We start from the raw sequence: 16,951 nt of genomic DNA, 5'->3' as shown, positions 1-16,951 counted from the left end.
CATCAAAGAGACACGCGCTAGCGCGTCCCTCCCCCGCTGCACGACGCCGAAGGGCGCCGCCGGAGACAACCCGGCGGCGCCCTTCGCGTTCCCGCTTGGAGCCCGCCATGCCCGACACCGCCCCCTCCCCCGCGATAGACCCTCCCGCCCCGACCACCCGCCAGGCCGCCACCGCGCCACCAACGGCACTGACCCTCGAGGAACGCCTCACCCTCGTGAACATGGAGATGACCGCGCGCCTGAACGAAGCGGCCGTCGCCCACGCGGTCAACACGGCGCACATCGAGACCGAGCCCGTGGACCTGGCCGACGTCTTCACCGTCCCGCTGACCCCGACGCTCCAGCCGCCGTCCGAGCCCTACCCGACCCCGGTCGCGGCCCTGCTGCAGCGCGCCCACCACCGCCTGCTTACCGGCGGCTGGTGCTCCGGCGCCCTGGCCGACGAGGACGGCGCCCACTGCCTGCTCGGAGCCATCCGCGCCGAGGCCGGCGGCAACAGCGGCCTGGAAGCCGACGCCGCCTCCGTGCTCCTGGACGCGATCCGCCGCACGTTCGGCGAGCACGTCGACTCCGTGCCGTCCTTCAACGACGCCCACGGCTCCGGCCGCGTCCCCATGCGAATGCTCGACCAGGCCGCCAGCCTCGCCGACGCCCGCGGCCTCTGACCCCCTGCTTCGGACCACCTGCCTCGCATCCGAACCCTCTCACGCTCGGGTGCGGGCCAAGCCGTCCGGCTTGCGCACCACCACCCATCACACGAACCCGAGCGAGGGAGTCGCCCCGCCATGCAGCACGACGACAAGCCCATCAACGGTCAGCACAACCCCCGCCCGTGCCGCCGGATGGGTCACAGCCACGGAAGACCGGCGCGGGGGCGCTCCCGCTGACCGGCGATCAGGGCCGGTCGGCGGGAGTGCGGGTGATCAGCTGGCGCCTTCCTCGGCAGCGATCCGGGCATGCACTTCGGCGCTGTCGGTGCCGGCGGCGCGCTTGCCGTAGCCGCGGTGGATGACCATGAGTTGGTTTTGCGTGCCGTTCTTGTCCCGGTAGACGACCACGGCTGGTCCGGCGCCGCTGGTGTGGCCGGGGAACTGCTGGTCGTCGGTCCAGGGGCTGCCGCTCTGATAGGTGGTCCACCACAGCTTCTGGTCGGCACTTCCATGTCCGCGGTGGACGCAGAAGAGCTTGTTGTCGAAGACCGCCAGACCGGGCCCTTCCAGGCTGGAGTGGGCGCGGAACCGGTTGTCTGTGGTCCAGCCACCACTGGTGGTGTAGGTGGTGTGCCACAGGGAGGTGTCGTTGCCGCTACCGCGGTGGACCATGTGGAGCTTGCCGCCGTACACCGCTAGGGCCGGGTTCGAGGCTGTGGAGTGGGTGGGGAGCCGACGGTCTTCGGACCAGCGGTTGTCATCGAAGGTGGTGTGCCACAGCTGGCTGTCAGAGCTGGCGCCCTTGTGGACGCAGTGCAGTTTCCCGTCGTACACCGCCAGGGCCGGGCCGACAGAGCTGGAGTGGGCGCCGAGCCGCTGGTCTTGGGACCAGCTGCTGCCGTTGAAGGTGGTGTGCCACAGCTGGGTGTCGTTCCCGTGGCCCCGGTGGACGCAGTGCAGTTTCCCTTCGTATACGGCCAGAGCCGGGCCGGCAGCGCTGGAGTGGGCCGGGAACTGCTTGTCCTCGGACCAGCCGTTGTCCGGATCGAACTCGGTCCACCACAGCTGCTGGTCGCCGTTGCCGTGACCCCGGTGGACGACGATGAGACGGCCGTTGAACACCGCCGCCGCCGGGTTCGCGGCGCTGGCGTGGCCCGGGAACATGGTGTCCTCGTTCCACTGAAAGCGACCAGTATCCGGATTCCGGCCGAACACCGTCCACCACAAGTTGGGGTCCTCGGCGGGATTGACAGCGATCGGGATGAGCATCGTCGGTGAGACCCATGGCGAGACCAGCTTGCAGCCATACCCCCTCGACACCGCCTGCACCCAGACCTTCTGCGCCATGGCCGCCAGGGTGACCAGCGATGAGAGGGGCTCCTTGAGCATCTCACCGAGGACGTCTGCGAGGAGGTCCTTGATTTCCAGGTACGCGTCCACCGCCGCCTGGTTCAGGTGAACCTCGAACCCCCACCACTTCGCCTTGAAGTCCACGGTGGCGCCCAGCGCCTCCAGCTCCTTGCGCGCGCGCTCCGCCTTCTCCGCCAACTCCGGCGGCGGCGTGTCGTAGAGCCCGCTGTTCTGCGGCGCGCTGTCCTGGGACTCGGTGGACTGATCGATGGCCATGAGCGACCCTCCAGTGGCGTGTGTCGTACCGGCCTGCCCGGGCTCATGACTCCAAGATCCCGGCAGATCCAGGATGTGCACAGAGGGCAGCTCGGTGACTACATGTAGTCACCCATTGGCTCAGGAGACGCGCATTCTGGCGAAAAACGACCGCGAGCAGTCACGCGGGGAAAAGTGATCTCGTTGTCACCGGGCGCAGCCGGGAACGGCGGCGCACTCGCCGCCCACGTCGGTGTCCTCGCCGCGCGTCTGGCTCCGGCACCGCGCCGACCACGCGGCCTTTCCTACCGAGGCGGTCCGCTCCCACTGGCTGTTCCCGACTGTCTCTGCCCCTGCCGGTGACCGAAGGAGTCGTCCAGCCCAGCGAATAGCGCGAGGTTGGAACCGACTCTTCACCAGTGGACGGCGTCTTCCCCACCGCCTGGCGGCACACCCCCCCCACCCGCCTCGACCGGCTGCGGCAGTGGGCCGCCCGCCTCCTCCAGTTCCGCGCCCGTACCGCCCGCTGACCTGACGACCTGCCTGGCGCTCCCGAGCTCGCCGAGATCCTGCGCGAGCTCCAGGAGGACATCGACGTCCCCCGCGGCCTCTTCCCCGCGCTCGCTCAGCTCGTCAGCACCGCTGCCCGCCGGCCCTACCGCGACGGCGTCGCCTCCTGCTCTCTGCACGAGGCCGCCGCCCTGATCACCGAAAGCGCCGGGCAGCGCATGACCTGGGCCGCCCGCGCCCTCGAACCGCAAGGAGACGACACGTGAGTCAGATGCACCCGCAGCTTCCGGAGAACGCGCTCGTCATGCTGATCGGCGCCAGCGGCGCCGGGAAGAGCACCCTGGCCAGCACCTGGCCGGCCTCCCAGGTCCTCTCCCTCGACGCTCTGAGGGGCACGGTTAGCGACGACCTGGGCAATCAGGCCGCCACCGCCGACGCCGCCGACGTGCTCAAGCTCATCCTGGAACGCCGGATGGCCCGCCGCCTGAACACCGTCGTCGACGCCACCAACGTCGAAGAGGCCGTCAGGGTCGAGCTGGTGATGACGGCGAAGAAGTACGGCGTGCCGACGGTCGCCGTCGTCGTCTCCACGCCGCTATCGCTGTGCCTCCAGCGGCAAGGGCCGCGCCCGGCCAACCGGCGCGTGCCCGACGACGTCGTCCGGCGCCAGCACGAGGCGATGACCTTCTCCCACTAGAGCATCGCCAGGGAGGGCTTCACCCAGGTCCTCTTCGCCCACGACCTGAACCGGCTGGAGCCGTACCTGCGGCGGCTGAGCGCGGCCCGCCAGGCCGACCTAGGTCTGGACGGCGGCGACGGCCTGGGCCACCTGCTCCTCGTACGCCGCTTCTTCGGCGAGGAGATCCTGCCGATGTGGCGGTGGAACGACGACTCCGACATCGCCGGCGGCGACCGCGTCGGCGAGATCCGCCTCGGCCAGCAGGTCCTCACCCTCGCCCTGCGCCTGGACGTCGACGGCGAGGGCGACATCGGGTTCGACATTGCCGTGCCGTGCCCGTTCGACCCCGAGTGCAGCAGCCCCGCCTGGACGCCGGCCTACAGCGTCACCTGCCTGCACCGCGCGCTCACCGGCGACCTGGATTACCGCGACGACATCGTCTGCACCGTCCACGGCGGCTACGACGACATCGGCCAAGAAGCCGACGACCACGCGGCCAGCATGGACGACGACGCGGATGGCCGCGCCGACCTGGAAGAGCAGTACGCCGCGGCGGTCCGCGAATGAGCCGCGCCGCCGACGGCCCGAACCCGCACCCGCTCACCCCGGCCGAACTCCCGGCCGGGGACGAGTGGTGGCACGGCTGCGCCGAGTGTGCCGCATCCCGGTCCAGGGCGGCGCGGCGGGCCTCACCGTGCACCACCGCACCGTCCACGACCCCCGCCGTGACTACGGCGACCGCCGCAGGCCCATCACGATCCAGCTCGACTTCTGATCCGAACCCCGCACGCCGAAGGAGACCCGCCGTAGCGGGTGATGGCCTTCCGTGCCGCCCGGCCCCGTTCGACGGAGGCCGGGGCGGTCGCGGTGGTCCCTCACCGCCGAGAAGAACGAAAGGAGATGGGCGTCATGACCCTGCTCCCCCTCTACTAGGTCGACGTCCCGATAAGGAACACCGCCGGGCTGCGCGGTGTGCACGTCTTCACCGGCCACGCCGACAGCCGCAGCGCCGCCGTACGGATCGCCCACGAGGTCTACGACCAGGCCGTCGCCGCACGGCAGGCCGGCCTCGAGGTCCCCGGCAGGCGGCCGGACGGCTGGACGGCGCGCGGCTACCGGCCCGGCTGGGAACTCGAGTGGAAAGCGGCGACCGCCGGCCGCTGGAACGACCCGTACAGCTGGACCCGCGCCGACGACGGCGACTTCGAGCTGTAGATCCGCCCCGGGACAGGCGCACATCGGCGTCCAAACCAGTTCGCCTGCCCCGGGCCTTCCCAACCCGTACGAGACGAGAGGGAGATCCTCAGTATGGACTCCGTCCTGCACGCTTCGGGCCGGTTCGGCCCGCGCACCCTTCTGATCACCACCGCTGCCGTGCCGCTGACCGGCTGGGCGATCCACGCCGTTGCGCTGCACAAGCAGCTCGCCGCCACGCGGAAGGACCCGCTGACCGGCCTGCTGCGCCGCGACGCCTACACCGTCCGCGCCCGCTGGCTCCTGGCCCGCCACGGCGACGCCGCGGCCGTGGTCATGGTCGACGCCGACCGGTTCAAGGAGATCAACGACCGGCTCGGGCACGCGGCGGGCGACACCGTCCTCGCGTCGATCGCGGCCCGCCTCACGGCCTGGGCGGGCCCGCGCGCTGCGGTCGGCCGGCTTGGAGGCGATGAGTTCGCCGTGGTCCTGGAGCTGCCCGCCGACCGCCGCGGGCGCCACCTGGAGCAGCTGGTACGGATGCTGCACACCCCGGTCGCCCTGGGCGACGGCCGTACCGTCGACGTCGCCGCCTCGGTCGGCGCTGCCACCCCGGACACCGTCGGCTCTTACGACCTGTCCGCGTTGCAGAGGGCGGCCGACGCCGCTTTGTACGACGGCAAGCACTCGGGCCGCGCGTTCCTGGCGACCACCGCGCACGCCGCCGTGCCGTCCGTCAACGGGCGCCGCGCGGGCAGGCCGGGCACGGCCGTGTGGGGGCGAGCGGCATGAGCACCGCGCACTTTCCGCCGGCGGGCGGCGACTGGATCCGCGGCATCAGCGTCAAGCAGCCGTACGCCGCCTGCATCCTCGCCGGGGCCAAGACGATCGAGAACAGGCCCCGCGCGTGGTCGTGGCGCGGCTGGCTCATGCTGCACACGAGCCAGCAGATCGACCGTCCCACCCTGCGCGTGCCGCTGATCGCCCGCACGGTCCGCGGCCGCGAGCTGCCGACCGGCGCCGTGATCGGCGTCGCCCGGCTGACCGGCTGCCACCAGGACCCGGACGGCTCCCCGCCCTGCACCGAGTTCGCGCAGCCCGGGGCGTGGCATCTGGAGATCAGCGACGTCCAGGCCCTCGCTCTACCGATCCCGGCGCGCGGGCAGCTCGGCCCCTGGCGGCCCACCGAGGATCTGGTCGACCAGGTCCTCCAGCAGCTCCCGCACCTGCGGCCGTGACCGCCCGGCGCCGCCACCTGCACCCGGTGCCCACACCGCCCGAGCAGCCCGTGGCGCCGGTTCAGCTTCTGAACCGGCGTCACTCCTCGTACTTCGGGCCGCCCGCCCCGTGCGCGTTGTGCGGCACCACCCCGCTGAGGTCCCACGCCAAAGAGCCCGACCACAAGATCTGCCCGGAGCTCTGGAACGCGGCGCACCCCGGCGAGACCGAGTTCGTCTCGGACCCGCCCAAAGGCGGCCAGACGACCGACCACGCCTGACATCACCTCCCGACGGAGGCCCCCATGAGCAGCACCCAGCCCGACGTCGACCACACCCTCGCCTACCCCGAGCCGCCGGCCTCCCCGCTCTGGCACCGCCACGGCGCCAAGGCCCGCCCGCTCACCGACGCACAGCGCCAGCGCAACCGCGAGCTCCTGGTCCTCGCGCAGCGCACCCCCCGACCCCGCTCCCCTCGCTCCACCGAGACCCTGGCGGAGGCCAGCTGATGAACCCCCAGACGCACCTGGCCATAGACGGCTACGTCGACGCGATCCCGGCCCCCGGCCCCAGCTGGGGCACCGCCCGCTTCGACCTGATCCACTCCCCCACCGACGCGGACACCCTCGCGCCCGACGCCCCGGACACCGTGTACGCCTGCACCACCGGAGACCCGCACATCGCCGACGTGCTGCTGCGCGAGATCCAGCCCGGCGACCTTCTTCGGGTCACCGGCACGCTCGTCCAGCCCGACGACCCCCAGGCCCCGGCCTGCTTCGCCGTCGACGGTCTGGAGGTCCTCAAGGCCGCGCCGGCCCCTGTGGTCTACGGCCTCGTGCTGGAGCGGTTCGGGAACTACGTCGTCGTCTTCGACGCTGACCGCGACCAGGTCCCGGTGTTCACCGCGTCGGGCCACTGGGTTGGCGAGGCCGGCACCGCCGACGCCATCAGCGACCTCATCGGCGCCTACAAGAACGGCGGCCTGCGATGACGACCACCGTCCCCGTGCAGCGCACCGTCCTGGAGAGGTTCCCGGGCGGCCACCCCCGCGGTTCCTGGCCCGCCGACGAATACGCCGCCGCCCAGCGCGATCAGGGCATCGCCGCCCGCGTCGTGATGAACCTCAGCAGCGACCAGTTCCTCGTGGTCACCGACACCCCCACCCAGTAGTACCCGCCACCTCGAGCGCCACCCCGCCCCGCCTTCCCGGCCCGGGGCGGCGCTCGATCCCTACTGCGAGGCCTGGAGGCCCGTGACGTACGACGTGTTCGTCGACTCCTTCGGCCGCCCGCTGGCAGGACCCGCCGCCCGCGCGCCACCGCCCGCCGTCCTGTCCATCAACCGCACCCGCGCCCCGCTGAACCCGCCGGACGACCCTGCCCTGGCCGACGTCCTCGCCCGCCAGACCGGACGGGACACGGCGTGTGCGACTACATCCTGGCGACGCCGGCGCGGCCCGCATCGTCGACGACGCCGTGCACGACCTCACCGGCCTGCTCGCCGCCGCGAACGGAAACGGGGAACCGGACACGCTCCAGGGCACCGGTGGTTCCGCACCTGGCGCGAGCTACGTCAGCACCAGCGGGTCCGGGGGCAGTTCCAGCCTCCTCCCCCTCCGCTACCGTCTGATGAATCGCCCGACCCGCTCGGCAGCCCATCCGGGTAAGAGCTGTTGCGGCGCCGGTCACCGGGGAACGGGTCGTGGTAGTCGGGGTCGCCGTCATCGTCCCGGTCAGGCAGGCTCGGCCGGTCGCCGTCGTCCCTGCCGGGGTCGGGGCAGCCGTTGTCCGGGTGGGTCAGTCCAATGGTCACCCACATGTCGACGGTGACATCCCCGCCCTTGGCCGGGTCGGTCACGCACACCCGCCAGTCGTCGTACTCACCCTCGTCGGGCAGTTGGTCGTTGACGTACGCCGTGGACGCCATGATGTGGTCGGACGGGACGGTCCCAAGAGCGGCGACCTCCTTGTGCGCTGTCCTCCACGTCTTCCAGACCAGGTCCGGCATCGTCGGCCACGGGATCGCACCCCCGTCCTCCCGGGGACACGGGGCGCCCTTCTTCACAGCGCCGAAGTCGATCACCCTTGTGCCGGACGAGGTCCAGCCAGTGCGCTGGAAACAGACGGTCCAGTTGAGCCGCATCATGATGCTCTTGTCCTCGTCCGACGCGTCGTGCTCGTCCACACCGAAACCGGCGGCCTCCGCAGCTTCCCGTGCGTCGTCCAGAGACATCCCCCGGTAGTCCTTCGCTGCAGGGCGGGGCCTCGAGGTCGGTGACGGCGGGGACATCGGCGCAGTCCGGGCCGGAATGTTCACCGTGCCCGCGCCTACCGTGGCTTTCCCGTCCGCTGGCGCCACGGTGCCCCCGCTCTGGTCCTCGGGCTCCGGGGCGACCGACCCGAGAAGAGCAAACGCCGCAACTGTGGCGGCCACCTTCACGCCCTTGCTCCAGGACGTGTCCTTCCAGACCGAGACGATCGCGACGACCATCACCGCGAAGCCCAAGTACGGGCTGATAAGCCCCAGCACGGGAACAGCGAGGAAGAAGCCGATACGGGCACGGATGGTCAGCCACCACCGGGTGCGGGGAGCGGCCGGGTACGGCGATGGAGGGGAAGGAGTAGGCGGGCGGCGCATGGGCGGTGTCTTCTCTGGCGCTGGGGGCATGACGGCCCGTGAGGTCCCTCGGGACATCTGTCGAGCGACCGCATCGTACAGAGCACGGGCAATGCCTCTGGCGCGGGACCGGTGCCGCCCGTTCACCTGTCCGGCACTGGTGACACTAAGGGCTGTCCCGCAATGGCTCGGGAGCTCGTGGCCCCTGTCGTCCTGCAGGTTGGCAGCGAGGCTGTGGAAGGAGTTGAATGGGCCCGTACTCGACGGACACGTCCCGCCACGGCGACAGCGCCGCCCTGACGCGGCTTTTCGGGATCACCGCGCAGACCGCCATACGCTATGTCGGCACCGCCTGCCCTGAGCGCACCGTGAAACTGCCCAGGTAGCGGGCCCGCTCCGAGCCCGACGCCAGCGGAAAGCCCGTGGCGGTACATCAGTGGGTCCGGCATCATCCCCGTGTGATCGTGATGCAACCCGTTCTGGAGATATCCGCCACCGACGCCTTCGCGCTGGGGCCGGTTGGCGAGCAGAAAGCGTATGGCTACCTCGTATTGAACGGGGAGCTCACTCCGGCTGAGGTCGGCACGGCGGTCAGGCAGATCGCCGACTGCAACGACTTCGAGCCGGATGAGGAGCACGGGCCGTGCCCGACCGACCCACTCGGCATCTTCCTGCACGGGCTGCTCACCATGCCTGATCTGGTCGCCGCTGGCGGGTTCCGGGTAACTGACAACGCCACCGACACCGTCTTGGTCCAGCCTGGCTGCTGCAGCGGCCTGGAAGGCTGGCGGGACTGGCTGGAGGTGCTCGACGGTACCGGCTACGCCTACTTCGGCGACGATCCATTCTCGGTGGCCGAACGCGTCAACGACATGGTCCGGCTCACGCTCGATGCCCACGGGACCGACGGCAGCCCGGTGATCGAGCTGTCGGTAGACCAGGTACGCAAGCTCGTCGCCGGCGCCCAGCAGGATTTGCAGGACTTCCTCAACCTCGCCGGGACCTGGGCCGAGCAACACCTGCCGGCCCACGCTGCCGCCGCCACCGCCGCCCTGTCACGGGCACTGGACCTGGCGCCCACACCATGACCAGCTTCCCGACCCACCGAACGCGCGTGCACGACGACAACCTCCCCCTCCACCGGCGGCACAGCGCGCTGCGGACCTGCCTCACCATTTTTGCTCCTTACGGTCTACGGGCGACGTACCACCACCTCACGCTCAGCGCCGCGATCCCCCGACGGCTGGAGGCGGACCCGGATGCCCTGGTGCGGGCAGTAGAGGAACTGCACGAGGCGAGGGCGCTGTGGCTCGCGCGAGCGGAGGAATACGCCGCGCAACGCCGGGCAGAGAAGCAGGCCGGGCAGCGGGCCGTACCAGACCCGCGACCGTGGTGGCTGCGGAGCTGGTGGGAAAGCCCGAACCGCGCCTGGTACGAAGATCCGTTTCGCCACCCGTCGCTGCGGCTGCCCGAGTACGTCCGGCGACAGAACACGATTCTGGACGGCGCCCAGCCGCCTGGCTGCCGGGCTTGTGGGGAAGAGGGGCTGCCCGTGCTGAGCTCAACTGGGCACGGATGGGTGGAGCTGTGCCGTGAGTGCGCGTGGGTGCTGGCGCCATGCCCGTGCGGACAGCGGCACCGGTTCGTCCCGGAGACCACGTTCAACTGGAAAGGGATCTGGCAGCGGGCGCACATGAGCGATGACGGCACGCCGAACCCACATTGGCCTGCGGGCTAGCCGGTTGGATGCGGCACGGCAGGTCTGAGTATGGATGATCAGCCGGGTGGCGCGCCCTCTTCAGATCATTGCCTGGCCGGCGACACCGTCCTCGCCACCTGGGCGGGCCGCGCGCTGCGCTCCGCAGGCTCGGCGGCGACCAGTTGGCAGTCGTCCTGGACCTGCCCGCTGACCGCCGCGAGGAGCGCCTCGCGCAGCTGATCTCCATGCTGCGCACCCCGGGTCGTCCTGGATGACGGCCAGGTGGTAGATGTCGCCGCCTCGGTCGGCGTCGGCGCCGCCACCACTCCGGATGCGGTCTGCTCCCGCGACCTGAGCGCGCTTCAGCGGGGCGCCGACGCTGCCCTGTATGACGGCAAGAAGCGTCGCCTGCGTCATGTGGTGGGTGTCAGACGGCTGGCCAGAACGCACTGCGGAGAGGCCCGTCCGGATCCATCGCGGCGACTCGGGAAACGCAGCCGCCTGTTGCCTGAGCCGGGCGGTGTCGGCGCCGCGGCCCCTCGGGTCCCGAACAGAAACTGGCTCAATCAGGCTGCGGCACGTTGTGCGCTCGTTCCTGCGCCTGCTGCAGGGGTGCTTAGAGCTCAATGAGGTTGCGAGAAAACGCCGCATGAAGCGGCAATCATTTGCCAGACGTAATGAACTCCGCTAGCCGCAATTTTCGCGAACAAGATTATTCTCTTGTCATGCGTGATTCAACCTGCATAGGTTCTTGGCGACCAAGTCCTGACCCGCAGGGGGAAGCGTGCGTAAGAGTTTAATCTCGGCCATAGCTATTTCGGCCACCGTCTTGCTGATCGCAGGTGGGGCTCCGGCTAGCGCCTTCAACGGCACCGACACCGACATACCCTCCGACTATTCCGGTGAGGAGTTCACCGACGACCTGGTGATCGAGGACGTGCCAGGAGACCCGGAGGGCGCGACGACTCGAGGGGCCGCCGGCTCATCACCGATCGAAACCTTCCAGTATCAGGTCGGCGGCCTGACCATCTCCATCCCCACTGGCTGCGCACTGACGCACGTCATCAAGGGCGGAGGGAAGACAATCACCAACCAGAAGGCGGGCGTCGACTGCGTAGGGCCATCGGCTCTCCTTGCAAAGTTCTGCAACACCCGGCTTGAGTTCCACTACGCCAACACGGCCGGGAAGACGTACAAGATCACGCGCGGTCCGCTCAACTCGCCCTGCCGCAGCGGTACCGTCAACTCGTTCAATGTGGCCAAGGACCACACCCTGGCTCACTACGGCAAGGCCTGCGCTCAGCTCTTCGTCAACGGCAAGCGCCGCGCTGTGCAGTGCCACTCCATCACTTCATGAGCCATCATGGATGACATGGCATACAGCTCCAGGAATTGGTGGACCGAACTGGCACTTTTTGTGTCGGTAAGTGCGGCAAGCGCATTCCTTCTAGCCGTACTCTGGGCCGTGTCGCTCGACGGACGTGAAGAAACGGTCAACGGACTCTTCTTCATCATCCCGGGCGTGGTCATCGGACTGCTAGCGGCCGCACGATACCGCCGCCACCGTGCCACTTCCGGTCCCACTGACGATACGGGTGCCTGAACCCGACGAACGCGTGGGGGTTTACGGCAACAGCCGTAAACCCCCACGCCTGACGGCAACCATCTCCCCTACACGGCAGACCTAGCGCGTCGAACGGTGACGCTCTTGGCGTCCCTCGCCAAACGTCTCTGCCGGCTCCCCCTGAAGCCTCGGCCACGCCTCCATCGTCCCCTCCCCCGAGGGCAGGCCATTGTCGACAGCTCGCGCTGTGCTCCCCGCCATGCACGGCCCGCAGCCCTGGCCCCCGGTCTGACCTACGACCTGGCCGTGAGGGGTCCGTGCATCGGGCATGCGCACCCTCGCCCCGGGCACGCAGCAGCACAGTCGGCCCCCGGGTACAGGGATCCATGTCGCAATGAACCTGCAGCCAATCCGGCTCGCGCAGTCACCGGCACCAGTTGCGAGGGTGGCGGCGGCAGGCTGCGCCCTGCCGGACAGCGCTCCTGCCCGTCGAAAAATGCATGCGGGGACGGCTATCGACGCCAGACGTCTCCCGGGGTCGTCAACTCAGTCGAGGACTGATCCCGCTCGACCCCAGGAGCGCTTCTCCGTTCGTGAGCAGGAGAAGCCTGTCGAGTACAATCTGGCTGTCTGTCAGGTTCCGGCCAAGGGTGCTTCTGGCGGTAGTACGTCGGCCAGCGAACTCGGCGGCCCACCCCGCGGACACAGGCGATCCCCGCCTGACCAGCTCTCCAGCGAGGAATCTCCCCTTACATGTCCAAACACCGCCTGTCCAAGCGGAAGCGCACGATCGCCTGGGCCGTTGCCGGCGTCACCGTTGCCGCAGGTGGCGCGCTGACCGCTACCGCCGTCTCCACCACCACGACTGCGGCTCCCAAGCTACCCGCGCCGTCCCTGTACTCGGGCCGAGCCTTCGACACGTGCACCGCCCCCTCTCTCTCAGCCATGAAGGCATGGAAGACGTCCTCCTTCTACGGTGCGATCGCCGTTTACATGGGCGGGAAGAACAGAGGCTGTGCGCAGCCTCAGCTGACGCCTTCATGGGTCAAGTCCGTCTCCGCGTCCGGCTGGAAGCTGATTCCGCTCTATGTCGGGGCGCAGCCCCCGTGCCAGACGGGTCGTAGCCCCGAAAAGATCGCGGCATCGACCGCCGCTTCTCAAGGTGCGGCCAATGGAGCTGATGCCGTGGCCAAGGCCGGTGCGCTCGGGATGAAGCCGGGAAGCCCGCTTTACCTGGACATGGAGCCGTACGACATCAACAACAGCGGGTGCAACAACGCGGTCCTGTCCTATGTGCGCGCCTGGAACAGGGCTGTGCACGCCAAGGGGTACTGGGCCGGCTACTACGGCTTCAAGTCCACGAGCGCCCACGCCGTCGCCACGGCGACGGACCGTACCGACATGCCAGACATCCTTTGGTATGCCAACTGGAACGATGTCAGGACCACCACCCGTGACTGGGCGTGGAATCCGACGTTGTGGACCGGCCACCGCCGGGCCCACCAGTACTCAGCCAACCGCAAGGAGACGATCGGCGGGGTCACGCTCACCGTCGACCGAAACGACTGGGATGCCCCCGTGGCGATCATCGCCAAGTAGTTGGCCGTCGGTCCGGATGTCGGCGAGTGACGCAGTGCGGCCCTGTACCAGCTTCCGCTGGTACAGGGCCGCACTGTTGCGTCAGGCCAGAGGTGGACCCGTGGGGCGGGCCTGGGCAGGCCCTCCCCTTTCCGGTCCGCGGTCCGGATTGCTCTGCGGCCCCCTGCCGGTCGGCTTTCGGCGGCAGAGGAGACGACCGCAGGGCGCGGCTGCGGAAACCGCGCTCAGACGTGAGAGCTACTTGAGGTAGGCAAGGCCGTCGGTGGTGACGGCTGGCCGACCAGCGGTACCCACGACAACGATCTTGATCGTGTGCTTAGCCGAGGTGCTCCACGTCTTCGTCCAGATGGCGTCACGGAACTTGGTAGTGGCGGACTTGAGGTCCACCGTCGCCACCTTCACCCCGTCGACATAGACGTAGGCCTGACCGGAGGTGGACGCGCGAGAGACTACCCAGGCGGCTGAGCGTCCGGTGAAGGTCCAGGTGAGGGACGCGTTCTTGGCGGAGCTGGAAAGCGACGTGCCACCCAGGTAGCTGGCGGAAGACTTGCTGGTCCAGGTACCGGACCTGACCGCCGAGGTCTCCTGGAGGATCACCGGAGTGCCGGCCACGGAGGCGGTAGCCGTGTTCCCCGCGAAATCGACCGCTGTCATACCCCACGCCGTCGTGGTGGCGGACTTGGAGGTGAGACCGGCACTGGTCAGCGTAGGACCGTAGGACTTCGCCATCGGGGTCGTCAGCCTGGTCTCCTTCAGGGCCGCGCCATCGGTGGCCTTCCAGCTCAGCGTCACCGGTACCGCAGCGGTATCCACCGTGCCGACGCGCAGGGCCAGGGACGGCTTGGCAGTGAAGGAGGGGGCACTGGTCTCCGCGACCACGGTTGCCGCGGCGCTGGTGGTCTGCTTGCCGGACTGGTGCGTGGCGCGCACGGCCACCGTGTGCCTGCCAGCGGCGAGAGTCGTCTTGGCCGACGTAGCGGTTGCCGCCGCCCTGATCACGGGCTTGCCGTCGACCAGCAGGTCGTACTGCTTGATCAACGAGGCCGGAGTGGTGGCCGACCAGCTCACGGTGACATCGGCCTTGGTGTAGTACGTCGTGCCGGACAGTCCGGCGCCGGTCACCGACTTGATGGCCAGGCCCGTCACCGGCCCGCCCGCCCAAGAACGGATGGTGGACAGCTGCCCGTAGAAGGCGTTGCCGGGGCACTGGGTGTTGTAGCCGTCCCGGTGGCCGTGGATGGCGGGGAACGACAGCTGTGCCCCCTTGGACCAGGTCTTGCCGGTGTAGCTGCGGCCGGAGTCGCCTGCGGTGAGCGTGATGCTGCTCGTAGGGTCGACGCCATACTGTCCCAGTTTCCAGGCGGCGACCTTGGCGACGGACAGCATCGCTGCCTGCGAGGGTGCGGCATCGGTATAGGTGCCCAGCACAGAGATGCCGGTCGTCTCAGCGTTGAAACCGTAGGCATGCGCGCCCTGCACCGGCTGGTCGACACCTCCCTTACGGCCCTCGTAGACGGTGCCGCACTTGTCGACCAGGAAGTTGTAGCCGAGATCCTTCCAGCCGAGCTGCTTGACGTGGTAGGCGTAGATGCCGCGTACGACCGCCGGGGCCTGCTCACAGGTGTAGCTATTGGATTCGGCGGTGTGGTGGACGACCACTGCCTTGATCTTGCCGCCCGGCAGGTAGCTCGGCTCCTCCGGGCTGATCGACTCATCCGCTCCCCAGTCGGCGCGCGAGACAACCGGCGGCCGCGGAGCGGTAGAGGGGGGCGCCGGCGGAGTCGTCGCTGTGGGTGCGGAAGTCGTGGGCGCACTCTCGCTCGCTGACGCAGAGGGTGTCTGGCTCGGCTCCGGAGAGGTCTCGGAAGGAGTGGGCGACTGGCTTACCGCAGGCTCGGTCGGCAGATCCTCGCTGGGCGCGGTCTCTGGTGCACTCGTCGGAGTCTGCTCCGGTGTGCTGGACTCCAGCTCTGTGGGTTCGGGTGACGACGAAAGGGACGGCCCACTGGACTCCTCGACGGCGAAGGCCGCAGGTCCCATGGCCTCCCCGCTGCCCTTGCCGGGGTCAACCATGTCCAGGCGCAGACCGGCGGGGAGTCCGGCGGAGGACTGACCTCCCGCGTTCACCCGCACCTCAACGCCATCCGAAGGACCGACCCATGCGGGCTCGGTGCCGCCGCGTGCGGCACCGCGCTCGCCCTGGCCGCTGTCACCGTCCAGGCGCAGCCACTTCGACCACTGCCCCGACTGGATATCACGCGTGCGTACCTCGATCGCCCCGGCCACTTTCGCCGCCGGATCGGTCCAGGTCACTCCCAGCATGCTGAACGGCTCGGTATCACGTTGTCCCAGCGCCGCGCTGCTGCGGTCGTCACTGGTCCGCAAGGGGGCAACTCGAGCTTCCGCCTTGACGGGCCCCGGCTTCCCGTTCACGGACGAGTCGCCGGCAGACGAGCCGTTCCCGTGCACCGTCAGTACTCCTGTCAGCCCGGCCACCGCGATGGCCGCGGCTGTCCATATCCGACGCCGCTTCATGCAACCCCACTCATTCTCGGCAACCGGCGCAAATATTGCGGGCTGCGTTACGACTGTGATCATGACGTCCCCGGAGGGACTGCGATGCGGGCCGACGCGCGATGTTGGCGATAGGCTCCTCACCTGTGTGGGGCCGGGAGGTATGCCTCCCGGCCCCACATTGTTTCCGCCCCTGTGCACGGAACTCTGCGACTCGATCGCCCGAATCGCAGAGTTCCGTTTCCCAGCGTCAGCTGATTAGGTCGGCGGTGACACGCTGGCTTCGATCAGGGCAGACGACGAACGCTGCGCGCCCCTTCGGCCAGCGCGGCCTCCTCCAGCGAGGACGCATCAGGACCGGAGACGTCGAGCCAGACGATGCGTTCGTTCTCGATGGAGGTGAACACTAGCTTCTTGCCGACGTATGCCTCACAGCCGATGGTGCGGTTGCCAAGCAGAGCAAAGCGCTGCAGGCCGGCTTCGGAGGTGAAGTCCAGCGGGACCCCCATGAGGTGGTCGCCCTTGCTGCCAGCATGCTCGGCCAGGACCTCCTCCCTCATCTTTTGGTAGACCTCCTGAGGCGCCGGATCCTCAATCGGTTCATCCGTGTAGAGGTCGATCAGCCCCTTAGCGCTGATCGCTCCCAAATGTTTGCCGACAACGGACAGGAAGATTTCCATGTCCGCATCTGTGGAAGTGGTGAACTTCATGGTTCCTTCGTGGGTTGGCGGGATACGGGGGCCGGGATGGAAGCCCGGCCCCCGCAGGCGCAGAACGTCAGCGACGGCGCATGGCCCAGCGCGCTGTCCAGCGGAACCCGTCCTTGGTCGCGTTCCACAGGCCGCGTCTCACGCTGTAGTGATTCCTGCTGCCAGCACGGTTGTGGTGCCATCCATTGTGCTTGTCCCACTCGATACGGTTCTGGTGGTTACCCCAGTGGAACGCCGGCCGGCCATCTCGCATGCAGAACCATCGGCACGGCTTCCTCTGGAAGAACATCCACTTGGTCGGCGTGTAGCGGAAGAAGTTCCGCGTTGAGCGGTACCCGCTGCGCAGCTTCCTCCAGCCCTTCGCGAAGATGCCCCAGCGTTTGCCGTCGAGGTC

General features: G+C 69.0%; 20 protein-coding genes and 1 pseudogene. 16 read left to right on the top strand and 5 right to left on the bottom strand.

What is annotated here, in order from left to right; translation table 11 throughout:
* Positions 1-107 precede the first annotated feature (107 nt).
* Positions 108-665, top strand: a complete 558-nt coding sequence (locus A4V12_RS30290; protein WP_064072665.1) for a DUF6197 family protein — start codon at positions 108-110, stop codon at positions 663-665.
* Between the two features lie 258 nt (positions 666-923).
* Here the strand turns inward: A4V12_RS30290 and A4V12_RS30285 are convergent, their stop codons facing one another.
* Positions 924-2,276, bottom strand: coding sequence for a hypothetical protein (locus A4V12_RS30285; protein ID WP_064072664.1), 1,353 nt, complete (start codon positions 2,274-2,276; stop codon positions 924-926).
* Between the two features lie 760 nt (positions 2,277-3,036).
* Between A4V12_RS30285 and A4V12_RS30275 the strand changes: the two are divergent.
* The 9 genes and pseudogenes from A4V12_RS30275 to A4V12_RS30235 all read left to right on the top strand — a co-directional run bounded on the left by A4V12_RS30275 (position 3,037) and on the right by A4V12_RS30235 (position 7,025).
* Positions 3,037-4,011, top strand: a pseudogene (locus A4V12_RS30275) (AAA family ATPase).
* Positions 4,012-4,078: 67 nt separating this feature from the next.
* A complete protein-coding gene (locus tag A4V12_RS37785; protein ID WP_159028960.1) occupies positions 4,079-4,219 on the top strand; it encodes a hypothetical protein in 141 nt (46 codons plus the stop codon).
* Positions 4,220-4,416: 197 nt separating this feature from the next.
* Positions 4,417-4,659 carry a hypothetical protein gene (locus A4V12_RS30265; RefSeq protein ID WP_350498029.1) on the top strand — a complete coding sequence of 81 codons (243 nt, stop codon included), beginning with the start codon at positions 4,417-4,419 and terminating at the stop codon, positions 4,657-4,659.
* 93 nt (positions 4,660-4,752) lie between these two features.
* Complete coding sequence (locus A4V12_RS30260; RefSeq protein ID WP_064072662.1) at positions 4,753-5,430, top strand: GGDEF domain-containing protein; 678 nt, start codon at positions 4,753-4,755, stop codon at positions 5,428-5,430.
* On the top strand, positions 5,427-5,876 hold the full coding sequence (locus A4V12_RS30255; protein ID WP_064072661.1) for a hypothetical protein: 450 nt from the start codon (positions 5,427-5,429) through the stop codon (positions 5,874-5,876). The genes A4V12_RS30260 and A4V12_RS30255 overlap by 4 nt, the downstream gene beginning before the upstream one ends.
* Entirely contained in the window at positions 5,873-6,136 is a 264-nt protein-coding gene (locus A4V12_RS30250) for a hypothetical protein (protein ID WP_064072660.1), read from the top strand. Before A4V12_RS30255 ends, A4V12_RS30250 begins: the two co-directional genes overlap by 4 nt.
* A gap of 24 nt (positions 6,137-6,160) precedes the next feature.
* The gene (locus A4V12_RS30245) at positions 6,161-6,364 is read left to right on the top strand and encodes a hypothetical protein (RefSeq protein WP_064072659.1); all 204 of its coding nucleotides are present in this window, start codon (positions 6,161-6,163) and stop codon (positions 6,362-6,364) included.
* Entirely contained in the window at positions 6,364-6,846 is a 483-nt protein-coding gene (locus tag A4V12_RS30240) for a hypothetical protein (protein ID WP_064072658.1), read from the top strand. Before A4V12_RS30245 ends, A4V12_RS30240 begins: the two co-directional genes overlap by 1 nt.
* Positions 6,843-7,025: a hypothetical protein gene (locus A4V12_RS30235; protein ID WP_064072657.1), complete on the top strand. Its 183-nt coding sequence runs from the start codon at positions 6,843-6,845 to the stop codon at positions 7,023-7,025. The genes A4V12_RS30240 and A4V12_RS30235 overlap by 4 nt, the downstream gene beginning before the upstream one ends.
* 402 nt (positions 7,026-7,427) lie before the next feature.
* Here the strand turns inward: A4V12_RS30235 and A4V12_RS30225 are convergent, their stop codons facing one another.
* Complete coding sequence (locus A4V12_RS30225) at positions 7,428-8,384, bottom strand: hypothetical protein (protein WP_064072655.1); 957 nt, start codon at positions 8,382-8,384, stop codon at positions 7,428-7,430.
* Between the two features lie 554 nt (positions 8,385-8,938).
* On the opposite strand from A4V12_RS30225, the gene A4V12_RS30220 reads away from it, so the two are divergent.
* The 6 genes from A4V12_RS30220 (at position 8,939) to A4V12_RS30200 (ending at position 13,333) form a co-directional block, all read left to right on the top strand.
* Positions 8,939-9,559 carry a hypothetical protein gene (locus tag A4V12_RS30220; protein ID WP_079137472.1) on the top strand — a complete coding sequence of 207 codons (621 nt, stop codon included), beginning with the start codon at positions 8,939-8,941 and terminating at the stop codon, positions 9,557-9,559.
* A gap of 26 nt (positions 9,560-9,585) precedes the next feature.
* Positions 9,586-10,209, top strand: a complete 624-nt coding sequence (locus tag A4V12_RS30215; RefSeq protein ID WP_234372382.1) for a hypothetical protein — start codon at positions 9,586-9,588, stop codon at positions 10,207-10,209.
* A 30-nt stretch (positions 10,210-10,239) separates the two neighbouring features.
* Positions 10,240-10,410, top strand: coding sequence for a hypothetical protein (locus tag A4V12_RS37780; protein ID WP_159028959.1), 171 nt, complete (start codon positions 10,240-10,242; stop codon positions 10,408-10,410).
* Between the two features lie 544 nt (positions 10,411-10,954).
* Positions 10,955-11,527 (top strand): hypothetical protein, encoded by a 573-nt coding sequence (locus A4V12_RS39240; RefSeq protein ID WP_064072651.1) that lies wholly within the window; start codon positions 10,955-10,957, stop codon positions 11,525-11,527.
* Between the two features lie 15 nt (positions 11,528-11,542).
* A complete protein-coding gene (locus A4V12_RS37775; RefSeq protein WP_234372381.1) occupies positions 11,543-11,773 on the top strand; it encodes a hypothetical protein in 231 nt (76 codons plus the stop codon).
* Between the two features lie 714 nt (positions 11,774-12,487).
* Positions 12,488-13,333, top strand: a complete 846-nt coding sequence (locus tag A4V12_RS30200; protein WP_064072650.1) for a glycoside hydrolase domain-containing protein — start codon at positions 12,488-12,490, stop codon at positions 13,331-13,333.
* 237 nt (positions 13,334-13,570) lie between these two features.
* Here the strand turns inward: A4V12_RS30200 and A4V12_RS30195 are convergent, their stop codons facing one another.
* From A4V12_RS30195 to A4V12_RS39235, 3 genes are all read right to left on the bottom strand, one after another.
* Positions 13,571-15,868, bottom strand: coding sequence for a peptidoglycan recognition protein family protein (locus A4V12_RS30195; protein ID WP_107415547.1), 2,298 nt, complete (start codon positions 15,866-15,868; stop codon positions 13,571-13,573).
* A 266-nt stretch (positions 15,869-16,134) separates the two neighbouring features.
* The gene (locus tag A4V12_RS30190; protein ID WP_064072649.1) at positions 16,135-16,557 is read right to left on the bottom strand and encodes a hypothetical protein; all 423 of its coding nucleotides are present in this window, start codon (positions 16,555-16,557) and stop codon (positions 16,135-16,137) included.
* A gap of 67 nt (positions 16,558-16,624) precedes the next feature.
* The coding region (locus tag A4V12_RS39235) for a hypothetical protein (RefSeq protein WP_234372380.1) at positions 16,625-16,951 on the bottom strand (327 nt) is incomplete at its 5' end.

The organism is Streptomyces noursei, from assembly GCF_001646665.1.
GTDB classification, from domain to species: Bacteria; Actinomycetota; Actinomycetes; order Streptomycetales; family Streptomycetaceae; genus Streptomyces; species Streptomyces lavendulocolor.
Note: the sequence above shows the minus strand (reverse complement) of the source record. Positions and strands in the feature narration are given on the sequence as shown.